This is a genomic window from Symbiobacterium terraclitae (assembly GCF_017874315.1).
GTDB lineage: Bacteria > Bacillota > Sulfobacillia > Symbiobacteriales > Symbiobacteriaceae > Symbiobacterium > Symbiobacterium terraclitae.
In genome coordinates this window covers 17,480-34,502 of record NZ_JAGGLG010000029.1, presented here as the reverse complement: position 1 = coordinate 34,502, position 17,023 = coordinate 17,480, and the positions used below count along the sequence as shown (strand labels likewise).

The 17,023-nt window shown below is 67.1% G+C and carries 18 protein-coding genes and 1 pseudogene; 18 read left to right on the top strand and 1 reads right to left on the bottom strand.

The features are described 5' to 3' along the window. Window positions 1-13: 13 nt before the first annotated feature. The 10 genes from J2Z79_RS14490 to J2Z79_RS14445 all read left to right on the top strand — a co-directional run bounded on the left by J2Z79_RS14490 (window position 14) and on the right by J2Z79_RS14445 (window position 13,035). Complete coding sequence (locus J2Z79_RS14490) at window positions 14-679, top strand: YidC/Oxa1 family membrane protein insertase (RefSeq protein ID WP_209467605.1); 666 nt, start codon at window positions 14-16, stop codon at window positions 677-679. Between the two features lie 5 nt (window positions 680-684). Further along, complete coding sequence (jag, locus tag J2Z79_RS14485; protein WP_209467604.1) at window positions 685-1,302, top strand: RNA-binding cell elongation regulator Jag/EloR; 618 nt, start codon at window positions 685-687, stop codon at window positions 1,300-1,302. Between the two features lie 61 nt (window positions 1,303-1,363). Then, window positions 1,364-2,737, top strand: coding sequence for a tRNA uridine-5-carboxymethylaminomethyl(34) synthesis GTPase MnmE (gene mnmE, locus J2Z79_RS14480; RefSeq protein WP_209467603.1), 1,374 nt, complete (start codon window positions 1,364-1,366; stop codon window positions 2,735-2,737). 5 nt (window positions 2,738-2,742) lie between these two features. Then, the gene (gene mnmG / locus J2Z79_RS14475; protein ID WP_209467602.1) at window positions 2,743-4,647 is read left to right on the top strand and encodes a tRNA uridine-5-carboxymethylaminomethyl(34) synthesis enzyme MnmG; all 1,905 of its coding nucleotides are present in this window, start codon (window positions 2,743-2,745) and stop codon (window positions 4,645-4,647) included. Window positions 4,648-4,650: 3 nt separating this feature from the next. After that, window positions 4,651-5,391 (top strand): 16S rRNA (guanine(527)-N(7))-methyltransferase RsmG, encoded by a 741-nt coding sequence (rsmG, locus tag J2Z79_RS14470; protein ID WP_209467601.1) that lies wholly within the window; start codon window positions 4,651-4,653, stop codon window positions 5,389-5,391. A 313-nt stretch (window positions 5,392-5,704) separates the two neighbouring features. Next, on the top strand, window positions 5,705-6,481 hold the full coding sequence (locus J2Z79_RS14465; protein ID WP_209467600.1) for a ParA family protein: 777 nt from the start codon (window positions 5,705-5,707) through the stop codon (window positions 6,479-6,481). Then, window positions 6,459-7,358, top strand: a complete 900-nt coding sequence (locus tag J2Z79_RS14460; protein ID WP_209467599.1) for a ParB/RepB/Spo0J family partition protein — start codon at window positions 6,459-6,461, stop codon at window positions 7,356-7,358. Before J2Z79_RS14465 ends, J2Z79_RS14460 begins: the two co-directional genes overlap by 23 nt. Before the next feature lie 3,571 nt (window positions 7,359-10,929). After that, window positions 10,930-11,433: a DUF4446 family protein gene (locus J2Z79_RS14455; protein ID WP_342589501.1), complete on the top strand. Its 504-nt coding sequence runs from the start codon at window positions 10,930-10,932 to the stop codon at window positions 11,431-11,433. 120 nt (window positions 11,434-11,553) lie between these two features. After that, the gene (locus J2Z79_RS14450; protein WP_245302796.1) at window positions 11,554-12,609 is read left to right on the top strand and encodes a M23 family metallopeptidase; all 1,056 of its coding nucleotides are present in this window, start codon (window positions 11,554-11,556) and stop codon (window positions 12,607-12,609) included. Between the two features lie 21 nt (window positions 12,610-12,630). Next, window positions 12,631-13,035, top strand: coding sequence for a bactofilin family protein (locus tag J2Z79_RS14445; RefSeq protein WP_209467598.1), 405 nt, complete (start codon window positions 12,631-12,633; stop codon window positions 13,033-13,035). Between the two features lie 47 nt (window positions 13,036-13,082). Here J2Z79_RS14445 and yyaC read toward each other — a convergent pair whose 3' ends face one another. Continuing rightward, window positions 13,083-13,634, bottom strand: coding sequence for a spore protease YyaC (gene yyaC / locus J2Z79_RS14440; protein WP_209467597.1), 552 nt, complete (start codon window positions 13,632-13,634; stop codon window positions 13,083-13,085). A 166-nt stretch (window positions 13,635-13,800) separates the two neighbouring features. Between yyaC and J2Z79_RS14435 the strand changes: the two genes are divergently transcribed. The 8 genes and pseudogenes from J2Z79_RS14435 to J2Z79_RS19305 all read left to right on the top strand — a co-directional run. Then, entirely contained in the window at window positions 13,801-14,349 is a 549-nt protein-coding gene (locus J2Z79_RS14435; protein ID WP_209467596.1) for a tetratricopeptide repeat protein, read from the top strand. 45 nt (window positions 14,350-14,394) lie between these two features. Continuing rightward, window positions 14,395-15,099: a CvpA family protein gene (locus J2Z79_RS14430; protein WP_209467595.1), complete on the top strand. Its 705-nt coding sequence runs from the start codon at window positions 14,395-14,397 to the stop codon at window positions 15,097-15,099. Beyond that, on the top strand, window positions 15,087-15,287 hold the full coding sequence (locus J2Z79_RS14425; protein ID WP_209467594.1) for a DUF951 domain-containing protein: 201 nt from the start codon (window positions 15,087-15,089) through the stop codon (window positions 15,285-15,287). Before J2Z79_RS14430 ends, J2Z79_RS14425 begins: the two co-directional genes overlap by 13 nt. A 152-nt stretch (window positions 15,288-15,439) precedes the next feature. Beyond that, on the top strand, window positions 15,440-15,727 hold the full coding sequence (gene rpsF, locus J2Z79_RS14420; protein WP_209467593.1) for a 30S ribosomal protein S6: 288 nt from the start codon (window positions 15,440-15,442) through the stop codon (window positions 15,725-15,727). Between the two features lie 21 nt (window positions 15,728-15,748). Beyond that, window positions 15,749-16,174 (top strand): single-stranded DNA-binding protein, encoded by a 426-nt coding sequence (locus J2Z79_RS14415; protein WP_209467592.1) that lies wholly within the window; start codon window positions 15,749-15,751, stop codon window positions 16,172-16,174. 21 nt (window positions 16,175-16,195) lie between these two features. Then, window positions 16,196-16,426 (top strand): 30S ribosomal protein S18, encoded by a 231-nt coding sequence (gene rpsR, locus J2Z79_RS14410; RefSeq protein ID WP_209467591.1) that lies wholly within the window; start codon window positions 16,196-16,198, stop codon window positions 16,424-16,426. 82 nt (window positions 16,427-16,508) lie between these two features. After that, window positions 16,509-16,664: a hypothetical protein gene (locus tag J2Z79_RS14405; RefSeq protein ID WP_209467590.1), complete on the top strand. Its 156-nt coding sequence runs from the start codon at window positions 16,509-16,511 to the stop codon at window positions 16,662-16,664. A 26-nt stretch (window positions 16,665-16,690) separates the two neighbouring features. After that, window positions 16,691-16,996: pseudogene (locus J2Z79_RS19305) on the top strand (hypothetical protein); the annotation flags it as partial. Window positions 16,997-17,023: the final 27 nt, after the last annotated feature.

Sequence of the window (17,023 nt, the reverse complement as noted above, 5' to 3'; positions counted from 1 at the left end):
GGGTTTCCCGATATTGATCACCTCGTTCTTGGTTCCTGAGTGGCTGGTCAAGCCCATGACGAGCCTGCTGGGCTGGCTGCTGGAGGCTACGGGCAACTACGGCGTCGCCATCATCCTGCTCACGCTGGTCGTGCGCATCGTGATCCTGCCGCTGACCATCTACCAGATGAAGTCGATGAAGCGGATGCAGGAAGTCCAGCCGCTGATGAAGGCGATCCAGGAGAAGTACAAGGACAATCCCGAGAAGATGAACCAGGAGATGATGGCGCTCTACCAGAAGGAGAAGGTGAACCCGTTTTCGGGCTGCCTGCCGCTGCTGGTACAGCTGCCCATCCTGTACGCGCTGTTCGCGGTCTTCCAGGCGTTCGATCCCGTGGCCCACGGCTATACCTACCAGTTCCTCTGGGCCGACCTGAGCCAGCGGGACATTCCGTTGGCGATCCTGACCGTGGTGTCGATGATCCTGCAGCAGTACCTGACTGGTATGGCCACCGACCCCAATCAGCGGATGATGACCTGGATCATGCCGATCATGTTCGGCTGGATCGCATTTACCATGCCCACGTCGAGTATCGTGCTCTACTGGGTGGTCAGCACCTTCTTCGGGTTGATTCAGCAAGCGATCTACCCGGGGTTCCCGCGGCTTAAGGGCGGCCTCGGCTCGAAAGGGGAAGCGTGACCAGGATGAGAAGCGTTGAACGGAGCGGCCGGACCGTCGACGAGGCGGTGCTTGCGGCGCTGGAGGAACTGGGCGTTCCGTCGGACCGGGTCACCATTGAGGTGCTGGACGAGGGGAAAGGGGGCTTCCTCGGCATCGGGGCCCGGCCGGCTGTCGTTCGCGTGACGGTGAAGGAGAACCGTGCGGAGCGGGTGGAGGCCTTCCTGGCCGACGTCTGCGAGGCGATGGGGATCGGCGTGCGGATTGAGACCCGCGAGGACGGGGAGTATATCTACGTCGACGTGACCGGCCAGGAAGCCGGCATCCTCATCGGCCACCACGGGCAGACGCTGGATGCGCTTCAGTACCTGTGCAACCTGGTCGCCGGCCGGAGCGGGCAGCAGGGATCCCGCATCGTGCTGGATGTGGAGGGCTACCGCCGCCGCCGGACCGAGACGCTCACCACCCTGGCCACGCGGCTTGCGGAGCGGGTGGTCCGCAGCGGCGAACCCGCCGTGCTGGAGCCGATGAGCGCCCAGGAGCGCAGGGTGATCCACCTGGCCTTGCAGGATTACCCGGGTGTAACGACGACCAGCGAGGGGCAGGACCCCTTCCGGCGTGTGGTCATACAAAAGAAGGGCTAGTTCTGACACCGGTGGCCAGGTAGCACAGCTACCCGGCCATTTTTCTTGGAGGTGGTGCGTGGTGGGGGAGGATACCATCGCCGCGATCGCCACGGGCGCGGGTGAAGGCGGGATCGGGATCGTTCGGCTCAGCGGCGCCGGTGCCCTGGCGGTGGCGGAACGGGTCTTCCGGCCACGGCGCGGCCTTCCGCTGGGGCGGCGGCGCTCGCACACGGTGACCTACGGCTGGGTGCAGACGCCCGCCGGGGAGCGGGTGGACGAAGCGCTGGCCCTGGTGATGCGCGCACCCCACTCCTACACGGGCGAGGACGTAGTGGAGCTGCAGTGTCACGGCGGCCAGCTGGCCGTGCGGCGGGTGCTGGAGCAGACGCTGCAGGCCGGCGCGCGCCTGGCGGAGCCAGGCGAGTTCACCCGCCGCGCATTCCTCAACGGACGGTTGGACCTCTCCCAGGCGGAGGCGGTGGTCGACCTGATCCGGGCCAAGACTGACCGGGCCATGGCCGCAGCCGTCGCACACCTGGGCGGCAGCCTGCGGGAGGCCATTGGTGCGATACGCGCCAGGCTCCTCGAGATGATGGCCCACGTGGAGGCCGACATCGACTTCCCGGAGCTGGAACTGGAGGTGCAGACCCGGGAGGAGATCGCCGCCGGGTGCGATGAGGCGCTGGCCGCTGTCGACCGGCTGCTGGGCGGGGCCCGGGCGGGCAGGATCCTGCGGGAGGGGCTGCGGGTGGTCCTGGCCGGCAGGCCCAACGTGGGCAAGTCCAGCCTGCTCAACCGGCTGGTGCGGGAGAACCGGGCGATCGTGACGGCGGTTCCTGGCACGACCCGCGACGTGATCGCCGAGTGGGTGGAGCTGGGCGGGGTTCCGGTGCAGCTCTCGGACACGGCCGGCATCCGGGACACCGACGACCCGGTGGAGCAGATCGGCGTGGAGCGGACGCGGGAGGCCCTGCGCCAGGCGCACCTGGTGCTGGTGGTGGTCGACTGCGCCGCGGGCCTGGTGCCGGAGGACCGGGAGTGGATCCGCGAGCTTCCGGCGACTGCGTCCCGGATCGGGGTGGCGAACAAGATCGACCTGAACCCGGCCTTTCCCCTGTCCGAGCTGGCCGAGTCCCTTGGGGGAGCGCCGGTGGTGGCGGTGTCGGCCGAGCAGGGCACCGGCATCCCCGCGCTGGAGGCTGAGATCGCCCGCCACGCGGGCGCCCTCGACGCCGGCGAGGAGCTCCTCGTCAACGCCCGCCAGGCCGAGGCCATCGGGCGGGCGGCCGCGCATCTCCGCGAAGCCCGGGAGGCCCTGGCGCAGGGGGTCGGTGTGGAGTTGGTGAGCATCGACCTCCGGGCGGCCTGGATGGCCCTTGGCGAGGTGACGGGTGAGACGGCTGACGACGACCTGCTGGATCAGATCTTCAGCCGGTTCTGCATTGGGAAGTGAACGCAATGGGCATCACGAAGGCGTACGACGTGATCGTGGTGGGGGCGGGGCACGCCGGGATCGAGGCTGCGCTGGCCGCCGCCCGGATGGGCATGCGCACGGCCTGCTTCACCACCAACCTGGACAATATCGGGGCGATGAACTGCAACCCGTCCATCGGCGGGCCGGCCAAGGGCCACCTGGTGCGGGAGATCGACGCGCTGGGCGGCCAGATGGGGCTCACGGCCGACGCCACTTTCCTGCAGATGCGGCTGCTGAACAGCGGCAAGGGGCCGGCCGTGCAGGCGATCCGGGCGCAGGTCGACAAGCGGGAGTACGCGTGGCAGATGCGGCTCACGCTGGAGCGGACGGCTAACCTGGACCTGAAGCAGGGGATGGTGCAGGAGATCGTGGTGGAGGACGGGCGGGTGCGGGGCGTCGTCACCGCCACCGGCCTCTTCTTCGCCGCGTCCGCCGTGGTGCTGAGCACGGGGACCTACCTGCACGGGAAGACGATCATCGGCGAGGTCCAGCGCGCGTCCGGGCCGGGGGGCCTGGCGCCTGCGGTGGGGCTGACGGCCAGCCTGGTTGCGCTGGGGTTCGAGGTGGGACGGTTCAAGACCGGAACCCCGCCCCGGGTCGACGGACGGACGGTGGACTTCAGCCGGATGGTGCGGCAGGACGGCGACCCCGAGCCCCTGCGGTTCAGCTACATGTCGCCGGTGGAGCCGCGGGAGCAGCTGCCCTGCTGGCAGACCACGACGACGCCTCGCGGGCACGAGCTCATCCGGCAGAACCTGCACAGGGCGCCGCTGTTCACCGGGGCCATCCAGGGCCTGGGCCCGCGCTACTGCCCCTCGGTAGAGGACAAGGTGGTGCGTTTCGCGGACAAGGAGGGCCACCAGGTCTTCCTGGAGCCCGAGTCCCGGCAGTCGCACGAGATGTACGTGCTGGGCCTTTCCACCAGCCTCCCGGAGGAGGTGCAGATCGAGCTGGTCCGCACGGTGCCGGGGCTGGAAGAGGCGGAGCTGATGCGGGCGGGTTATGCGATCGAGTACGACTACATCGTCCCCACCCAGCTGAAGCCGTCGCTGGAGACGAAGCGAGTGCGCGGGTTGTTCTGTGGGGGCCAGATCAACGGCACGTCCGGCTACGAGGAAGCCGCCGCGCAGGGGCTGATCGCCGGCATCAACGCGGCGCTCTTCGTGCAGGGGAGGAGCCCGCTCATCATCGACCGGTCGGAGGGCTACATTGGCGTGCTCATCGACGACCTGGTGACCAAGGGAACGCCGGAGCCCTACCGCATGATGACCTCCCGGGCCGAGTTTCGCATGATGCTGCGGCAGGACAACGCCCACCTGCGCCTGACGGAGAAGGGCAGGCAGGTGGGACTGGTGGACGACGCCCGCTGGGAGACGTTCCAGGCCCTGCGGGAGAGCATCGCGCGGGAACGGGAGCGGCTGGAGCGCACGGTGGTGGCACCCGGCCCCGCGGTGCAGGCGGTGCTGGAACGGAAGGGCTCCACGCCGCTGCGGAGCGGCACAACGCTGGCCCAGCTGCTGCGGCGGCCGGAACTGCGGTATGCGGACCTGGTGGCAATGGGCGAGGGGCGCCCCGAACTGCCCGAGTCGGTGCGCCAGGAGGTCGAGACGCAGATCAAGTACGAGGGGTACATCGGCAAGGAGCTGCAGCAGGTGGAGCGCATGCGCCGCATGGAGGCCAGGCAGTTGCCTTCAGACCTGGACTATGCAGAGTTGAAGGGTCTCTCGATGGAGGCGCGGGAGAAGCTCAACCAGATCCGGCCTGCGACGCTGGGCCAGGCGAGCCGGATCTCCGGCGTCTCGCCGGCGGATATCGCGGTCCTGATGGTCTACCTGGAACGGCAGAGCCGGTCCGGGAGAGGCGCCGAGCGGGCAGCGGAGGAGGGGTAGCGCATGGAGGCTGTGGAGAGCCGGGAGCTCCTGATTCGGGGGCTGGCCGCGCTGGGCGTGTCGGCGACCCCGACCGCTGCGGAGGCGGTTCTGCGCCATCTGGACCTGGTGCGGACGTGGAACGAGCGGATGAACCTCACGGCGATCACGGAAGAGCGCGAGATGATCGTCAAGCACGCGCTAGACTCGGCCGCGGGACTCACTGTGGTGAAGCTGGGCCCGGGTCAGCGGGTGCTGGACGTGGGCACCGGGGCCGGGTTCCCGGGTGTGGTGTGGAAGTGCCTCGTTCCGGAGATCGACCTGGTGCTCCTGGAGAGCCTGCAGAAGCGGTGCCGGTTTTTGGAAGAGGTAGGGGAGGAAGTGGTACGTCTCCTCGGCGGAGCCGGATCGTACCGGGTCGTGTGGGGAAGGGCCGAGGACCAGGGTCGGGTGCCCGAGCACCGGGAGCGGTACGACGTGGTCACCGCCCGGGCGGTGGCGGAACTGCGCGTGCTCGCCGAGTACTGCCTCCCCTTTGTGCGGGTCGGCGGGGTCTTCCTGGCAATGAAGGGCCCAGGGCTCAGCGCGGAGCTGGGCGCGGCGCAGAACGCCGTCGCGAGGCTGGGCGGCGAGGTGGCCGAGGTGCGGGAGCTGGAGCTGCCAGAAGGCGGGCTGCGGCGTTCGCTGGTGCTCATCCGGAAGGCGGCGCCCACGCCCAAACCCTACCCGCGGAAGGCCGGCGTGCCGGCCAAGAACCCGCTCTGACAGCGAACGGATCAGCGGGCCTTTCAGGGGCCTTTGTGGGCATACGGCGCCTGAGATAGCATAGGGTACCCTGGGGTGCAAAAAACGACGTCAGAACGGCTGTGAGAGGTTTGTAATATTCCGCGAAAAGGTTTTGGGCATTTGGCGCCCCTTGTTGTGCCGGGGGGCGCCTTTTGTGTGCAACGAATCCCTGCATGTGGGATGGCTTTGCGTGGGCAGGAACGGGTGTGGTGGTGACGAATCAGTTACGAGTTGAAGGGCTGTTTGCCCTTCGGTACCGGCGCAGGCTGCGGTCAGGGGAGGAGTGTCGGCAGTGAGTCGTGTCATCGCAATAGCCAACCAGAAGGGTGGCGTCGGGAAGACGACCACGGCGGTCAACCTGAGCGCCTGCCTGGCCGAACTCGGCAAGCGGGTCCTGCTGATTGACATTGACCCGCAGGGGAATGCGACCTCCGGGATCGGCGTCGACCGGAAGCGGTTGAAGGCCTCGGTGTACGACGTGCTTCTCGATGAGATGCCGCTGCTCGACGCCGTGGTGGAGACCCGCGTGCGGGGCCTGCACCTGCTGCCTGCCACCATCGATCTGGCCGGGGCCGAGATTGAACTCGTGCCCCGCATTTCCCGGGAGACCCGCCTGAAGTCGGCGCTGGATCCCGTTCGGGACCAGTTCGACTTCGTGCTGATGGACTGCCCGCCCTCACTGGGTTTGCTCACGATCAACGCCCTGACGGCGGCCGACTCGATCCTGATCCCGATCCAGTGCGAGTACTACGCGCTGGAGGGGTTGACGCAGCTGATGGACACGTTCCGGCTGGTGCGGGAGGCGCTGAACCCGGCCCTCGAAGTGGAGGGCGTGGTGCTGACGATGTTCGACGGCCGTACGAACCTGAGCATCCAGGTCGTGGAGGATGTGAAGCGGTACTTCAAGGGCCAGGTGTATCGTTCGATCATCACTCGGAACGTTCGGCTGAGTGAGGCGCCGAGTCACGGGCTTCCCATTACGATGTACGATGCGCGGTCGAAGGGTGCCGAGGCGTATATGGAATTGGCCAGAGAGGTGATCGAGCGTGTCGAAGAAAGGGCTGGGTAGGGGGCTGGGTGCCCTGATCCCGGAGGTCGACCTGAGCGAGCGGGAGCGGCAGGGCGTGGTCGAGCTGGAGATCGGCCAGATCGTGCCGAACCCGGCGCAGCCCCGGCGGGACTTCGACCCGGACCGCCTTGAGGAGCTTGCGGCATCCATCCGCGAGCACGGGATCGTGCAGCCGATCGTCGTGCGGCAGGTGGGCCAGGGGTATGAGATCATCGCGGGCGAGCGGCGCTGGCGAGCCGCAAAGCAGGCCGGGCTCAGCAAGGTCCCCGCTCTGGTTCGGGAGTTCACCGATGCCGAGCGGATGGAGATCGCCCTGATCGAGAACCTGCAGCGGGAGGATCTGAACCCTCTGGAAGAGGCAGAAGCCTACCGGACGTTGATGGAGACGTTCGGACTCACCCAGGAGGCCCTGGCGAAGCGCCTCGGCCGCAGCCGGCCCCAGGTGGCCAATACCCTCCGCCTTCTGCACCTGCCGCAACCGGTGCAGGAGGAGGTGCGGAGCGGGCGCCTCTCCATGGGTCACGCGAAGGTGCTGCTCGGTGTGGAGGACGCCGCCGATCGGATTGCGCTGGCCGAGCGTGCCGTGCGGGAGCAGTTGTCGGTCCGGCAGCTGGAGGAGCTGGTGCAGCGAAGGGGCTCGGCAGAGAAGCGGCGCACCCCGGTGCGGCAGAAGCTGCCGCCGGACCTGGCCGCGATCGAGCGCCGGCTGAGGGAGCAGTTCGGAACGCCTGTGAAGCTGCGCTGGTCTGGCGACCGGGGACGGGTGGAGATCACCTTCTTCGGCGAGGAAGGGCTCGGCCGTCTGCTGGATGCCTTGGGGATGAGTGGGCAGCAGCCTGTGTTGCCCCGGCCGCCGCGGGAGCCGTTCCGTGTATAGGCTGTTCCACGTGGAACAGTGGGTGGGTCATAGCAGAAGAGGCGCCGGTCGTTGTGGCCGGCGCCTTGTCGCGGGTGTCGGGGTGGGCGGTCCGGCGTCGGGTGTTCCACGTAGAACGGTGGGGTGGAGCGATGGGCGGCGAGGGTTCCTACGCCACAGGAGTGCGTGCCGTGCCGGTCGATGTTCGGGTTGGAACGGTGGCGTGCATGGAGAGGGGAAACGCCCGGGGCTGTGGCGTGCACTGTGTGTAGGAGCACGCGGGGTGGGCGGATCGAGGAGAGTGTTCCACGTGGAACGGCGCTGAGCGTGGTGCGGGGTCCGAGGCGCTTGCCGGGCGGGGCCTTGGTGTGTCCAGTGGACTGGTGTTCCCAGTGGAACAGTTGCGCGGCTTCGGACGATGAGCCGCCGGTCCTTGTGGCCGGCGTTTCCTGTGGAGTGGGGGGCTTGGCGGCTGAGAGGTGCGTGTTCCACGTGGAACAGTTCGTGGGGTCGAGGAGGTGCCGAGCGGGGGAGGCGCTCACAGAGATGGTCCAGCGGTACGCCGTGGGCTGATGTTCCACGTGGAACTGTTGCTACCGGGGAGGGGGTGAGGGGATCGGTTGCGCTCGTACGCGAAACGGCGAGGTTGGCAGTTCACCGTCGAGTGTTCCCCGTGGAACAATACGGAGGGTGCGGTTGGCGACGAGGGCGGAGGGGCCCGCGAGGAATAGACAGCGGTGTAGGCGGCTGGCTGATGTTCCACGTGGAACACTGGGCTGCGGGATGGCACGGGCTCGCAACCCCATTCGACCTGCCGAAGTACTCCGAAACTGCCCCAACATACGCCTGCTTGAGGCCTGGCTCCGTGCTTACCAAAGCGCGTCAGGAACCTTCAGGTCGTACCACCCCGTCGTTCAGGACCCGCCCCCAGTCGCCTCGCCCACCCGCATCCCCGGGTAGGCCCGACTAGCGTCTCGACTTCACGAGCGCAGCCGCTTCCAAGCACACTGCGCCACCGGAGGCATGCAGAGAGCCCGCACTTCCGGATGCCTGGACGGCGCCGCATGTGTGATCGCTGATGACTGCGCGAGCGTGCCTGCGTTGTTCCACGTGGAACGGTAGTTGGCCGGTGGGGGCGGAAACCGGTGCGCCCGGGCTGGGGAAGACGAACAGGTGCGCGGTCAATCCTTGGCCCATGGAAGCGAGTTGCGAAAGGGGGAGAGCGTCCCTCGGCGATCTAGGTGTGTTCCACGTGGAACAGTAGCCCGCACGGATGTCATGGCTGGTGGCGCCCCCGGTTGCGAGGCAGTAACGGACCGCGCGCGAAGCCCGGCGCTGGTGCTTTCCGAGGGACGGGTGTGCGGGGCTCTCTGAGTTCCACGTGGAACTGTGCGCCTGGAGGCAGGGGAGGGATGACTCACACAGTGAAAGAGTGCCGTGGCGCGTGGCAGGGGTCCGGTCGGTGACCGATCGTGATGCATTCTCGACGCGTGATGCCTAGGGTGGCCGCGGCTGGCGTCCTGGTGTTCCACGTGGAACAGTGGACTGGTGTCCCCGTGCAGAAGGCGGTCAGAACGCAGGGGAGGAGAGACTCGGCACCGGTGTTCCACGTGGAACACCCGATGGTCTGGTCGCTGTGGGGAACGCCCGTCCGGTCTAAGTACCCGAAAGCCCCATGGGCGACGCGCTAAGGAGCTGAGTCACGAAGGCAGGCGCCCCACGCAGCCCTGGGATTCTGCGTGGAGCAGTATGCCGTCTCGGAGGAGACCGTGCACAGGCTGCGACAACAAAGGCTGGCGATCCATCTGCCCCTCGAATCGGGTCACTGTGGCGAACCCGTGACAAGGACGCGTGCGGACGCGACTCCACGTGCAACACATGGTATTCATCACGAGCGGACTGCGCAGAGATCTACCGGCCTACGGAAGCGACGACACCGCAAGATCCGGCAGCGCCCGAAGCCGCGTGGCAGTGCAGAATAAGGCTGCCGTTGTCAGGGGGATGTTCCACGTGGAACAGCGGGTGACGGAGCCTTAGCTGTCTGGCCGGCGCGGCCGAACGAGTGCTCAACCTGGTCCAACCGACCCCCAAGAGGATTGCGAGGTGCCATGCGGTTCTGTCGTCGGCGTTCCACGTGGAACATTGCGCCTGGGGAAAGCTTCAAGAACCCCACGGGAACCCGTCGGCAACCCGGGTTGGCGACGGAGCCACGTCTGCCCGGCTCGGCTGGCTGACACGCGTTATCCCCTGCCAACCGAACAGTTCTCTCGTGTTCCACGTGGAACAGTCCACAAGGAATAACCGGGGAAAGGGTAGGTCCACCACAGAAGTCACTACAGCACTCGCCAGGCCCCGCGCGCCGCCAGGCCAGCGTCCGAGGGTAGACAGAGGTCTGCCATCGGCGTGTTCCACGTGGAACAGTGGATCGCAGGTCCTCAGGTAGCCGTAGCGACCTCGAGGTCTGGAGCCTCCCTCTAGCGGTGCCTCACAACGCTGAGCCGGACACTGCCAGCCGTGGTGTTCGGTGTTCCACGTGGTGTCCGCCGGCGCGAAGTGGTGCCCATCCCACGCAGAGGCAAAGGCACACCTTCCGTGTGTAACGGTGGGATCGGCGGGGACCGGAGCGCTGTCCCTTCGCCCCCCGGGGTGCCTTCCGCGCAACGGACCCTGAGAGGGGCAAGACCATGGCCAGAACCGGAGTGGCTTGGAAAAGAAGCAGTGGGGTTGCGCTGTTCCACGTGGAACAGAGACAAGCCAGCGCCCGACCAGAGCGAGGGAGGCGGGCAAAGTGTTCCACGTGGAAGACGAAGACGGGGCCATGAAAGGCAGCGCCCCTGGCACGAGTTCGCGAATCCGTACCGCAGCAGCGGTCGCAAGGATCGGCGGCGCGCGCCTCCTCCGGGGCTGTGATGACAGGCGCGGGTTGGGCCATCGCACCGATGTTCCACGTGGAACACCCCAAGGACGGGATCCCGCGCAAGCAGACACGATTCCCCCGACACCACGGCCGGCGACCCGCGGGGCAACCGGGAGCGGAACAAGGACGCCGGGCGGCTCATCGCCTGTGACGGGCAACCACGGCGCCGTCAGTCGGCGACCAGCAGAACGGGCCTTGACGGTGCCCACACTCCCTGCAACGTCACAATCAACAGTTTTGCAATGCCAAAATACCTGAGGCGCGCGGCGACCGGCCTCTGGCGTGCGCACATCCTTACAGCAAGACGACTCTTGACCTGACGGTCGGTGAGCGGGCATTCAGTTTCCAGCGGGAAACCCACCCCTGGGATCGGCCCCAACAAGAGCGCATGGCACAAGAAGGGGGCAGGCTTGCAGGAGGTCGCATGTCACCGTAGAACAGTTGAGAGTCCCCTCCGCAGGGGAGCCAGCAGTGTTCCACGTGGAACAACAGGGATGTGCGGCTGCCAGCAAAACAGTGCACGCGGCCCGCACACAGCACGGAACACTGTACCCCGTTTCTACATCTAAGTAAGTGGCGCAGTTGCGGCCGTGGCCCGGGCATCCGCCCCATGGGGATGCCAGGCTCATCCCGCCAGCCGCAGTTCAACTCCCAGCAGACGAAGGAGGCCCTCTGGTGCCGTTCCTTACGCAGATTGATCCCGTTGTACTGGCGTTCTCAGCGCTCGGATTATGTCTGCTCGCGCTGTTCATCATGCTGATTGTCCTGATCCGCCAGAGCCGGTTGCTGAGGAGATACCGGGTGTTGCTAGACCGCAACCCTGACCTGAGCATCGACGACCTCCTGATCCAGCACCAGGAGGGGCTGGCCGACCTGAAGGCCGGCCAGGAAGCCCTGCGCCGCCGGATGGCCGACCTCGAGCGCGCGGCGCTCGACCACGTGCAGCGCGTCGGCATCGTCCGCTTCAACGCCTTCCCTGACGTGGGCGCTGACCTCAGCTTCTCCATCGCGCTGCTGGACGGCCGCGACAACGGGATCGTCCTCACCTCGCTCTATGGGCGGAGCGAGTGCCGGACCTACGCCAAGCCGATCCGCGGCGGGCAGTCCTCCTACACCCTCACCGAGGAGGAGAAGCAGGCGCTCTCGCGGGCCAGGGAGAACGTACCCGCGCAGTCCTGAAAGGCATACTTTTGCATGCGCAGGAAGGAAACAGGCAAAGTGGGGTTGAAATCCCACATTGCCTGTTTGTCCATTTATGCCTGAGAAGCACGACCAGTCAGGGAGGGGGGACAGGGCGCGTTGTCGCAGAGGGCCAGCAGGCTCACCATCATCGTCGTCCCGCCGACCGGCAGGCGGAGCTACAGCCTTAACCTCTACCCCGCCCTGCTCGGGGCGGGAGCCCTGCTCGTGGCACTGGTCATCGCGGCCCTTTCCCTGGGAGTCTGGTACTTCCAAGGCGAGGTGAAGCGGCTGCAGGCAGAGGTTGGCGAGATGGAGCAGCTGCGCCAGCAGGCGCGGCTCCAGCAGGCCGAAATCGAACAGATGAAGCAGGCCGCTGAGCGGGTTGAGCTCGAGCTGATGCAGATCCGGCAGCTCGAGCGGGATCTCGACGCCATGACCGAGGGCGGCCCGACTCCGCCCTCGCGTTCCTCACAGGGCAGAACCGCCGTAACACCGTCAACCGCCAGGGGCGGACCAGACTTCAGCGAGACGCAGTCCCGGCTGGGTCTCACGCTGGGAGCGGTCCTTCCGGGAGATGTCGCCCCTTACATAATCGGCCGGCGCGACACGCTGGCGCTGGACCTGAAGCTGGCACGGCTTCCCCAGGCCGCAGACCGCACCCTGGCAACGGCCCGCCAGACCAGCACGACCATGCAGCTCCAGCTCGAGGCGCTGCAGCGTTCGACGCAGTCGCTGATCGACGGGCGCGAGCAACTGGCCGCCCGGTTGGAGTATCTGGCGCACCGGCCCACGGGCTGGCCGGTGTACGGCGCTGAGATCACCGACGAGTACGGCCCGCGGTGGAGCCCGTTCGGCGGTGGGTACCAGTTCCACGACGGAATGGACCTCGGTCAGGACTACGGAACCCCCATCTACGCGACCGGGGCGGGAACTGTGGTGTACGCCGACTGGCTGGCGGGCGGCTACGGCAAGTGCGTCATCATTGATCACGGTTACGGATACAGGACGCTCTACGGGCACATGCAGGATTGGAACGTCACCGTCGGCCAGGAGGTTGTCCGCGGCGACCTGATCGGCTGGGTGGGGAGCACGGGGCTCAGCACAGGCCCGCACCTGCACTACGAGGTGCAGTTGAACGGTGTGGCGGTCGACCCTGCACCGTACCTAAACTAGAACCCAACCGGAGGAATGGACGTGTTCCGCAGCAGAAAGCCTACGGCAGACGGCCTTGCCTACGGGAAGGTCGAGACCCTCATCGGGGAAGGCACGCAGATCAAGGGCTCCATTCAGTCTACCGGCGTCGTCCGGGTAGACGGCTTCCTCGAGGGGTCCATTGACCACAACGGGGATCTGATCATCGGCCCCAAGGGCCGGCTGCAGGCCACGGTCAAGGCCAAGGGTCTCGCCATGGCCGGTGAGATTCGCGGCGACGTGGAGGTGGAGGGGAAGCTGGAACTGCTCCCCGGGGCACACCTGCAGGGCGATGTCCGCTGCGGTCACCTCGTCATCCATGAGGGGGCCCGCTTCCACGGCCGGAGCGTGATGTCGTCGCCCGATCAGGCCGATTCCCAGTCGAGCACACGAACCGCCGGAGACTGATCCGCACATCATCGCCCGCCCTGGCAGGCCAGGACGGGCGATGCGCATCAGTCCCCGTGCAGTGCCGCCGCTCGCCGCGCCAGCACGGCCCGAAGCCCCTGTTCCAACCCGCTGGCGGCCACCTGCGCCATGCGCATGACGAGGCTCAGCCGGGTGTTCTGCAGGACGAAGTACTCCATGAAGCCGCCCACGTTCACCACTCCGGTCAGGTAGATATCGCCCGCCGCGGGGAGGCTCTTGCTCACCCCGGCGCCCGGACGCAGGCTGCCGGGGCCAACGGTGAGCATGCCAACCGATTCGGCCCGCCCCAGGCACGCGTCCACGGCCACGACCAGCGGCCGCCGGAAGGCGCGCCCCACCCAGGCGAGCGCCTCCTCCAGGTTGCCCGCGTGAACGGGCTTGTCCAGCGTGCCGAGCACGGTGATCCCCTCGCGGAACGCCGCCTGGAGCCGGCTGCCGACGAGCGGGCCCAGGGCGTCCCCGATGGAGCGGTCCGTCCCGATACAGAGCGCCACGAGCCCGTCACACCGCTCCGCCAGCCCGGCGGCACAGCCTTCGAGCGCCGCTGCAATCACGGCCGGCGCCCGGGCGTCGTCCATATGAATGCGTGTCTCCCCCCCGTGGGAGGCTGTGCGTCGAGCAGGCAGGTTCCCACCTTCACCCAATGGCCTTCCCTCCCAGAGCGGTCTGGGCGACCGTGGTACAGGGAAGTATACGGCGACCACTGGAAACCTATGTGCACTTATGGGCCCACAGGAGGCGTTTATGAACAAGGAGGAGCTGTCGGAGGTTCTGAGCCGGGCAGACGCCGCCTATGCCCGGGGTAGTCTGGACGAGGCGCTGGAGCTGTACCGCCAGGTGCTGGCTGAGGATGAGACCGTCGCCTGGGCGCACAGCCGCACGGGCGCCATCCTGGCGCAGAAGGACGACCTGGCGGGCGCCGAGGCGCACCTGCGGCGTGCGATCGAGCTGGACCCGAACTTGCCCCAGGCCCACAGCAACCTCGGCAACCTCGACTACGCCCGGGGGGATTACGCCGCAGCCCTGGAGAAGTACCAGCTGGCGGTCAAGCTGGATCCCAACAACCCCACCTTCCACGAGAACCTTCACGCCGCTTACAAGAAGCTCGGCCGGATCTCCGAGGCCGTCGACGCGATCAAGCGAGCGCAGCGCCTGAAGCGGCAGCAGGTGAACAACGAGATCCGGCAGGACATGGCCGACCTGGGGAGCCGCGTCAAGCGCCGGGCCGGGTGCCTGCCTGCCGGCGTGCTCACGGCTCTGCTCCTCGCGCTGCTGCTAATGGCCCTCAGCTGAGGGCCGGTCCCCCGGACCCCTCATCCTGCAAAGGCAGGGATCAACGTGGATTTCAACGCATTCACCAGCTTCGACTGGGTGGTCGCGGGCCTGCTCCTGACGGCGTTGGCCGGCGGGTGGCTGCGCGGGATCGTGCGCACCCTCCTGGGCTTTGTCTCCTTCTTCATTGCGGTGATGCTCGCAGGCCGGCTCACGGGCCCCGTCATGCGCTGGCTGAACGAGGCCTTCGGCGTGCAGGACAAGATCACCGAGGGCTTGCTGCGGCGCTCGGCGATCTCCCCTGAGTCGGCGGCGGAGGCGCTGTCCTCCTTCGCCATCCCGGACATCTACAGGCGTCCGCTCGTCGAGGACGTGATCACCCGGTCGGCGGAGGCCGGCGACCTCCTGGCGGTGCAGCACGCGGCGGAGCAGCTCGCAGCCGGGGTGAGCACCGGCGTCTGCTTCATCGTGCTGGTCCTGGTGCTGTCGATCGCCATACGCTGGGTGGGCGGGCTGTTCGCCGACGTGATCCAGTCGCTCCCCCTGGTGGGGACGGCCGACCGGCTGCTGGGCGCGGCCGCGATGGGCATCGCAGCAATACTCGGGTTGAGCCTGTTCCTGATCTGGGTGATCCCGACGCTCTCCGTGTACGGCGCGGCTGAACTGGGAGCCGTCGTCAACCGCTCGGTCACGCCGCCCTACATCATACAAGCATTCGAGTGGACCCGCGGGCTGGTGCTCGGTGGAGGGTTGCGTCTGTGGAGCGAGTGAAGTATGAGATCGGCGACCAGGTGAGGCTCAAGAAGCCGCATCCGTGCGGGGCGAACCGGTGGGAGATCTACCGAACCGGCATCGACTTCGGGCTGAAGTGCCTGGGCTGCGGCCACCGCGTGATGATCCCGCGCCCCAAGTTCGAAAAGAGCGTGCGGGAGCGATTCCCCAAGCAGGAAGCCGAGTGATTTGCGCGTTCACAGCTTGCACGGGTTGTCCGTGCGTGCTATATTAAACTGGATGTGCACGCAAGACGTGCAGATCGTGGGCGCAGCCGGAAAGGCTGCTGCCTCCCTGCTCCAAACGAGGAGCCATCAGTCCATGGGGAGGAGGTGCTAACGTGAGGGCCTACGAGATCATGGTAATCGCCCGGCCTGAGCTGGACGACGCGGCCCTCCAGGCGCTGGCCGAGAAGATCACCGGCCTCATCACCGACAACGGCGGTGTGGTCGAGTCGACGGACGCCTGGAAGAAGCAGCGTCTGGCTTACGAGATCAAGGATCTCCGGGAGGGCTATTACTCGGTCATCAACTTCAAGGGTGAGCCCAGGACCGCGGACGAGCTGAGCCGCGTTCTGAAGATCACCGACGAGGTTGTCCGGTTCCTGATCGTCCGTCCGGAGGAGTAATGCGCCGAAGGAGGTAAGGATGTGCTCAATTCCGTTATCTTGATTGGCCGCCTTACCAAGGATCCTGAGCTGCGGTACACGCCTTCGGGGAAGGCCGTCGCAAGCATGCGGCTGGCTGTGGACCGTGGTACCATCAACCAACAGGGCGAGAGGGAGACGGACTTCATCGACGTCGTCGTTTGGGAGAAGCAGGCGGAGACGGTCGCGAACTACCTGCAGAAGGGCCGCCTGGTCGCCGTGCAGGGACGCCTGCAGATCCGGCAGTACACCAACCAGGAGGGCCAGAAGCGGGAGCGGGCCGAAGTGGTCGCCACCACGGTCCGGTTCCTCGACAGCGCCCGCGACCACGCCGGCGGCGAGCGGAGCGGCAGTGTGCCGGTCCCGCGCCGGGAGCCGGGCATGGGCAGTGAGCTGACCCTGGGCGACGACGAAGATGTCCCCTTCTGAGCGAAAGGAGGACAGGGACCCATGCGTCGTGAGCGTGGCCGTCGACCGAAGCGCCGCGTGTGCAGCTTCTGCGTCGACAAGATTGAACACGTTGACTATAAGGATGCCGCTCGCCTGAAGCGGTACATCACCGAGCGGGGCAAGATTCTGCCTCGCCGCATCTCCGGCAACTGCGCCCGCCATCAGCGCCAGTTGACCGTCGCCATCAAGCGGGCCCGCATCATGGCCCTGCTGCCGTTTACCGTCGAATAGGCGGTTCCGAATGAGGGGGGCACCGCTGCCTGCGGTGTCCCCCTGTTCACGCAACACCTGCCCGAGCCAAGGAGCGACCCGCATGCAAAGCCGATTCACCCAGACCCGCGGCCTGGTCTTCGGCGGGCTGATGGCGGCGCTCATCGTCGTGTTCAGCCTGGTCCCGGTGCTCTCGTTCCTGATGCCGATCCCCCTGGTCCTGGCGTTTGTCAGGTACTCGGGCGCACCGCCGTGCTGACCGCCGTGGCGGCCACCCTCTTCACCATGGCGTTCAGCGGCGTGGTCTCCGGCATCCTGACCATCCCCTACGGCATCCTTCCCGGCCTCGTCTTCGGGCTCGGGTTCCGCCGCAAGTGGCGGCCGCTGACCATCGGCATCGCAGCGGTGCTGGCGTACTTCTTCGGCTTCGCGCTCACCTATGCCGTCACCCGCGTGGCGATGTTCGGCGGGCGTGACCCGTTCATCGCCATGCTCGAGCAGCCCGAGGTACGGGCCCTGCTGGACGCGATGATCGCCAGCATGCAGACGGTGGCCACCCAGGTCGAGCAGACCGCGGCGCAGTCCGGGGCCCCCTCGGCGTCGCAGGTGCAGATGGCG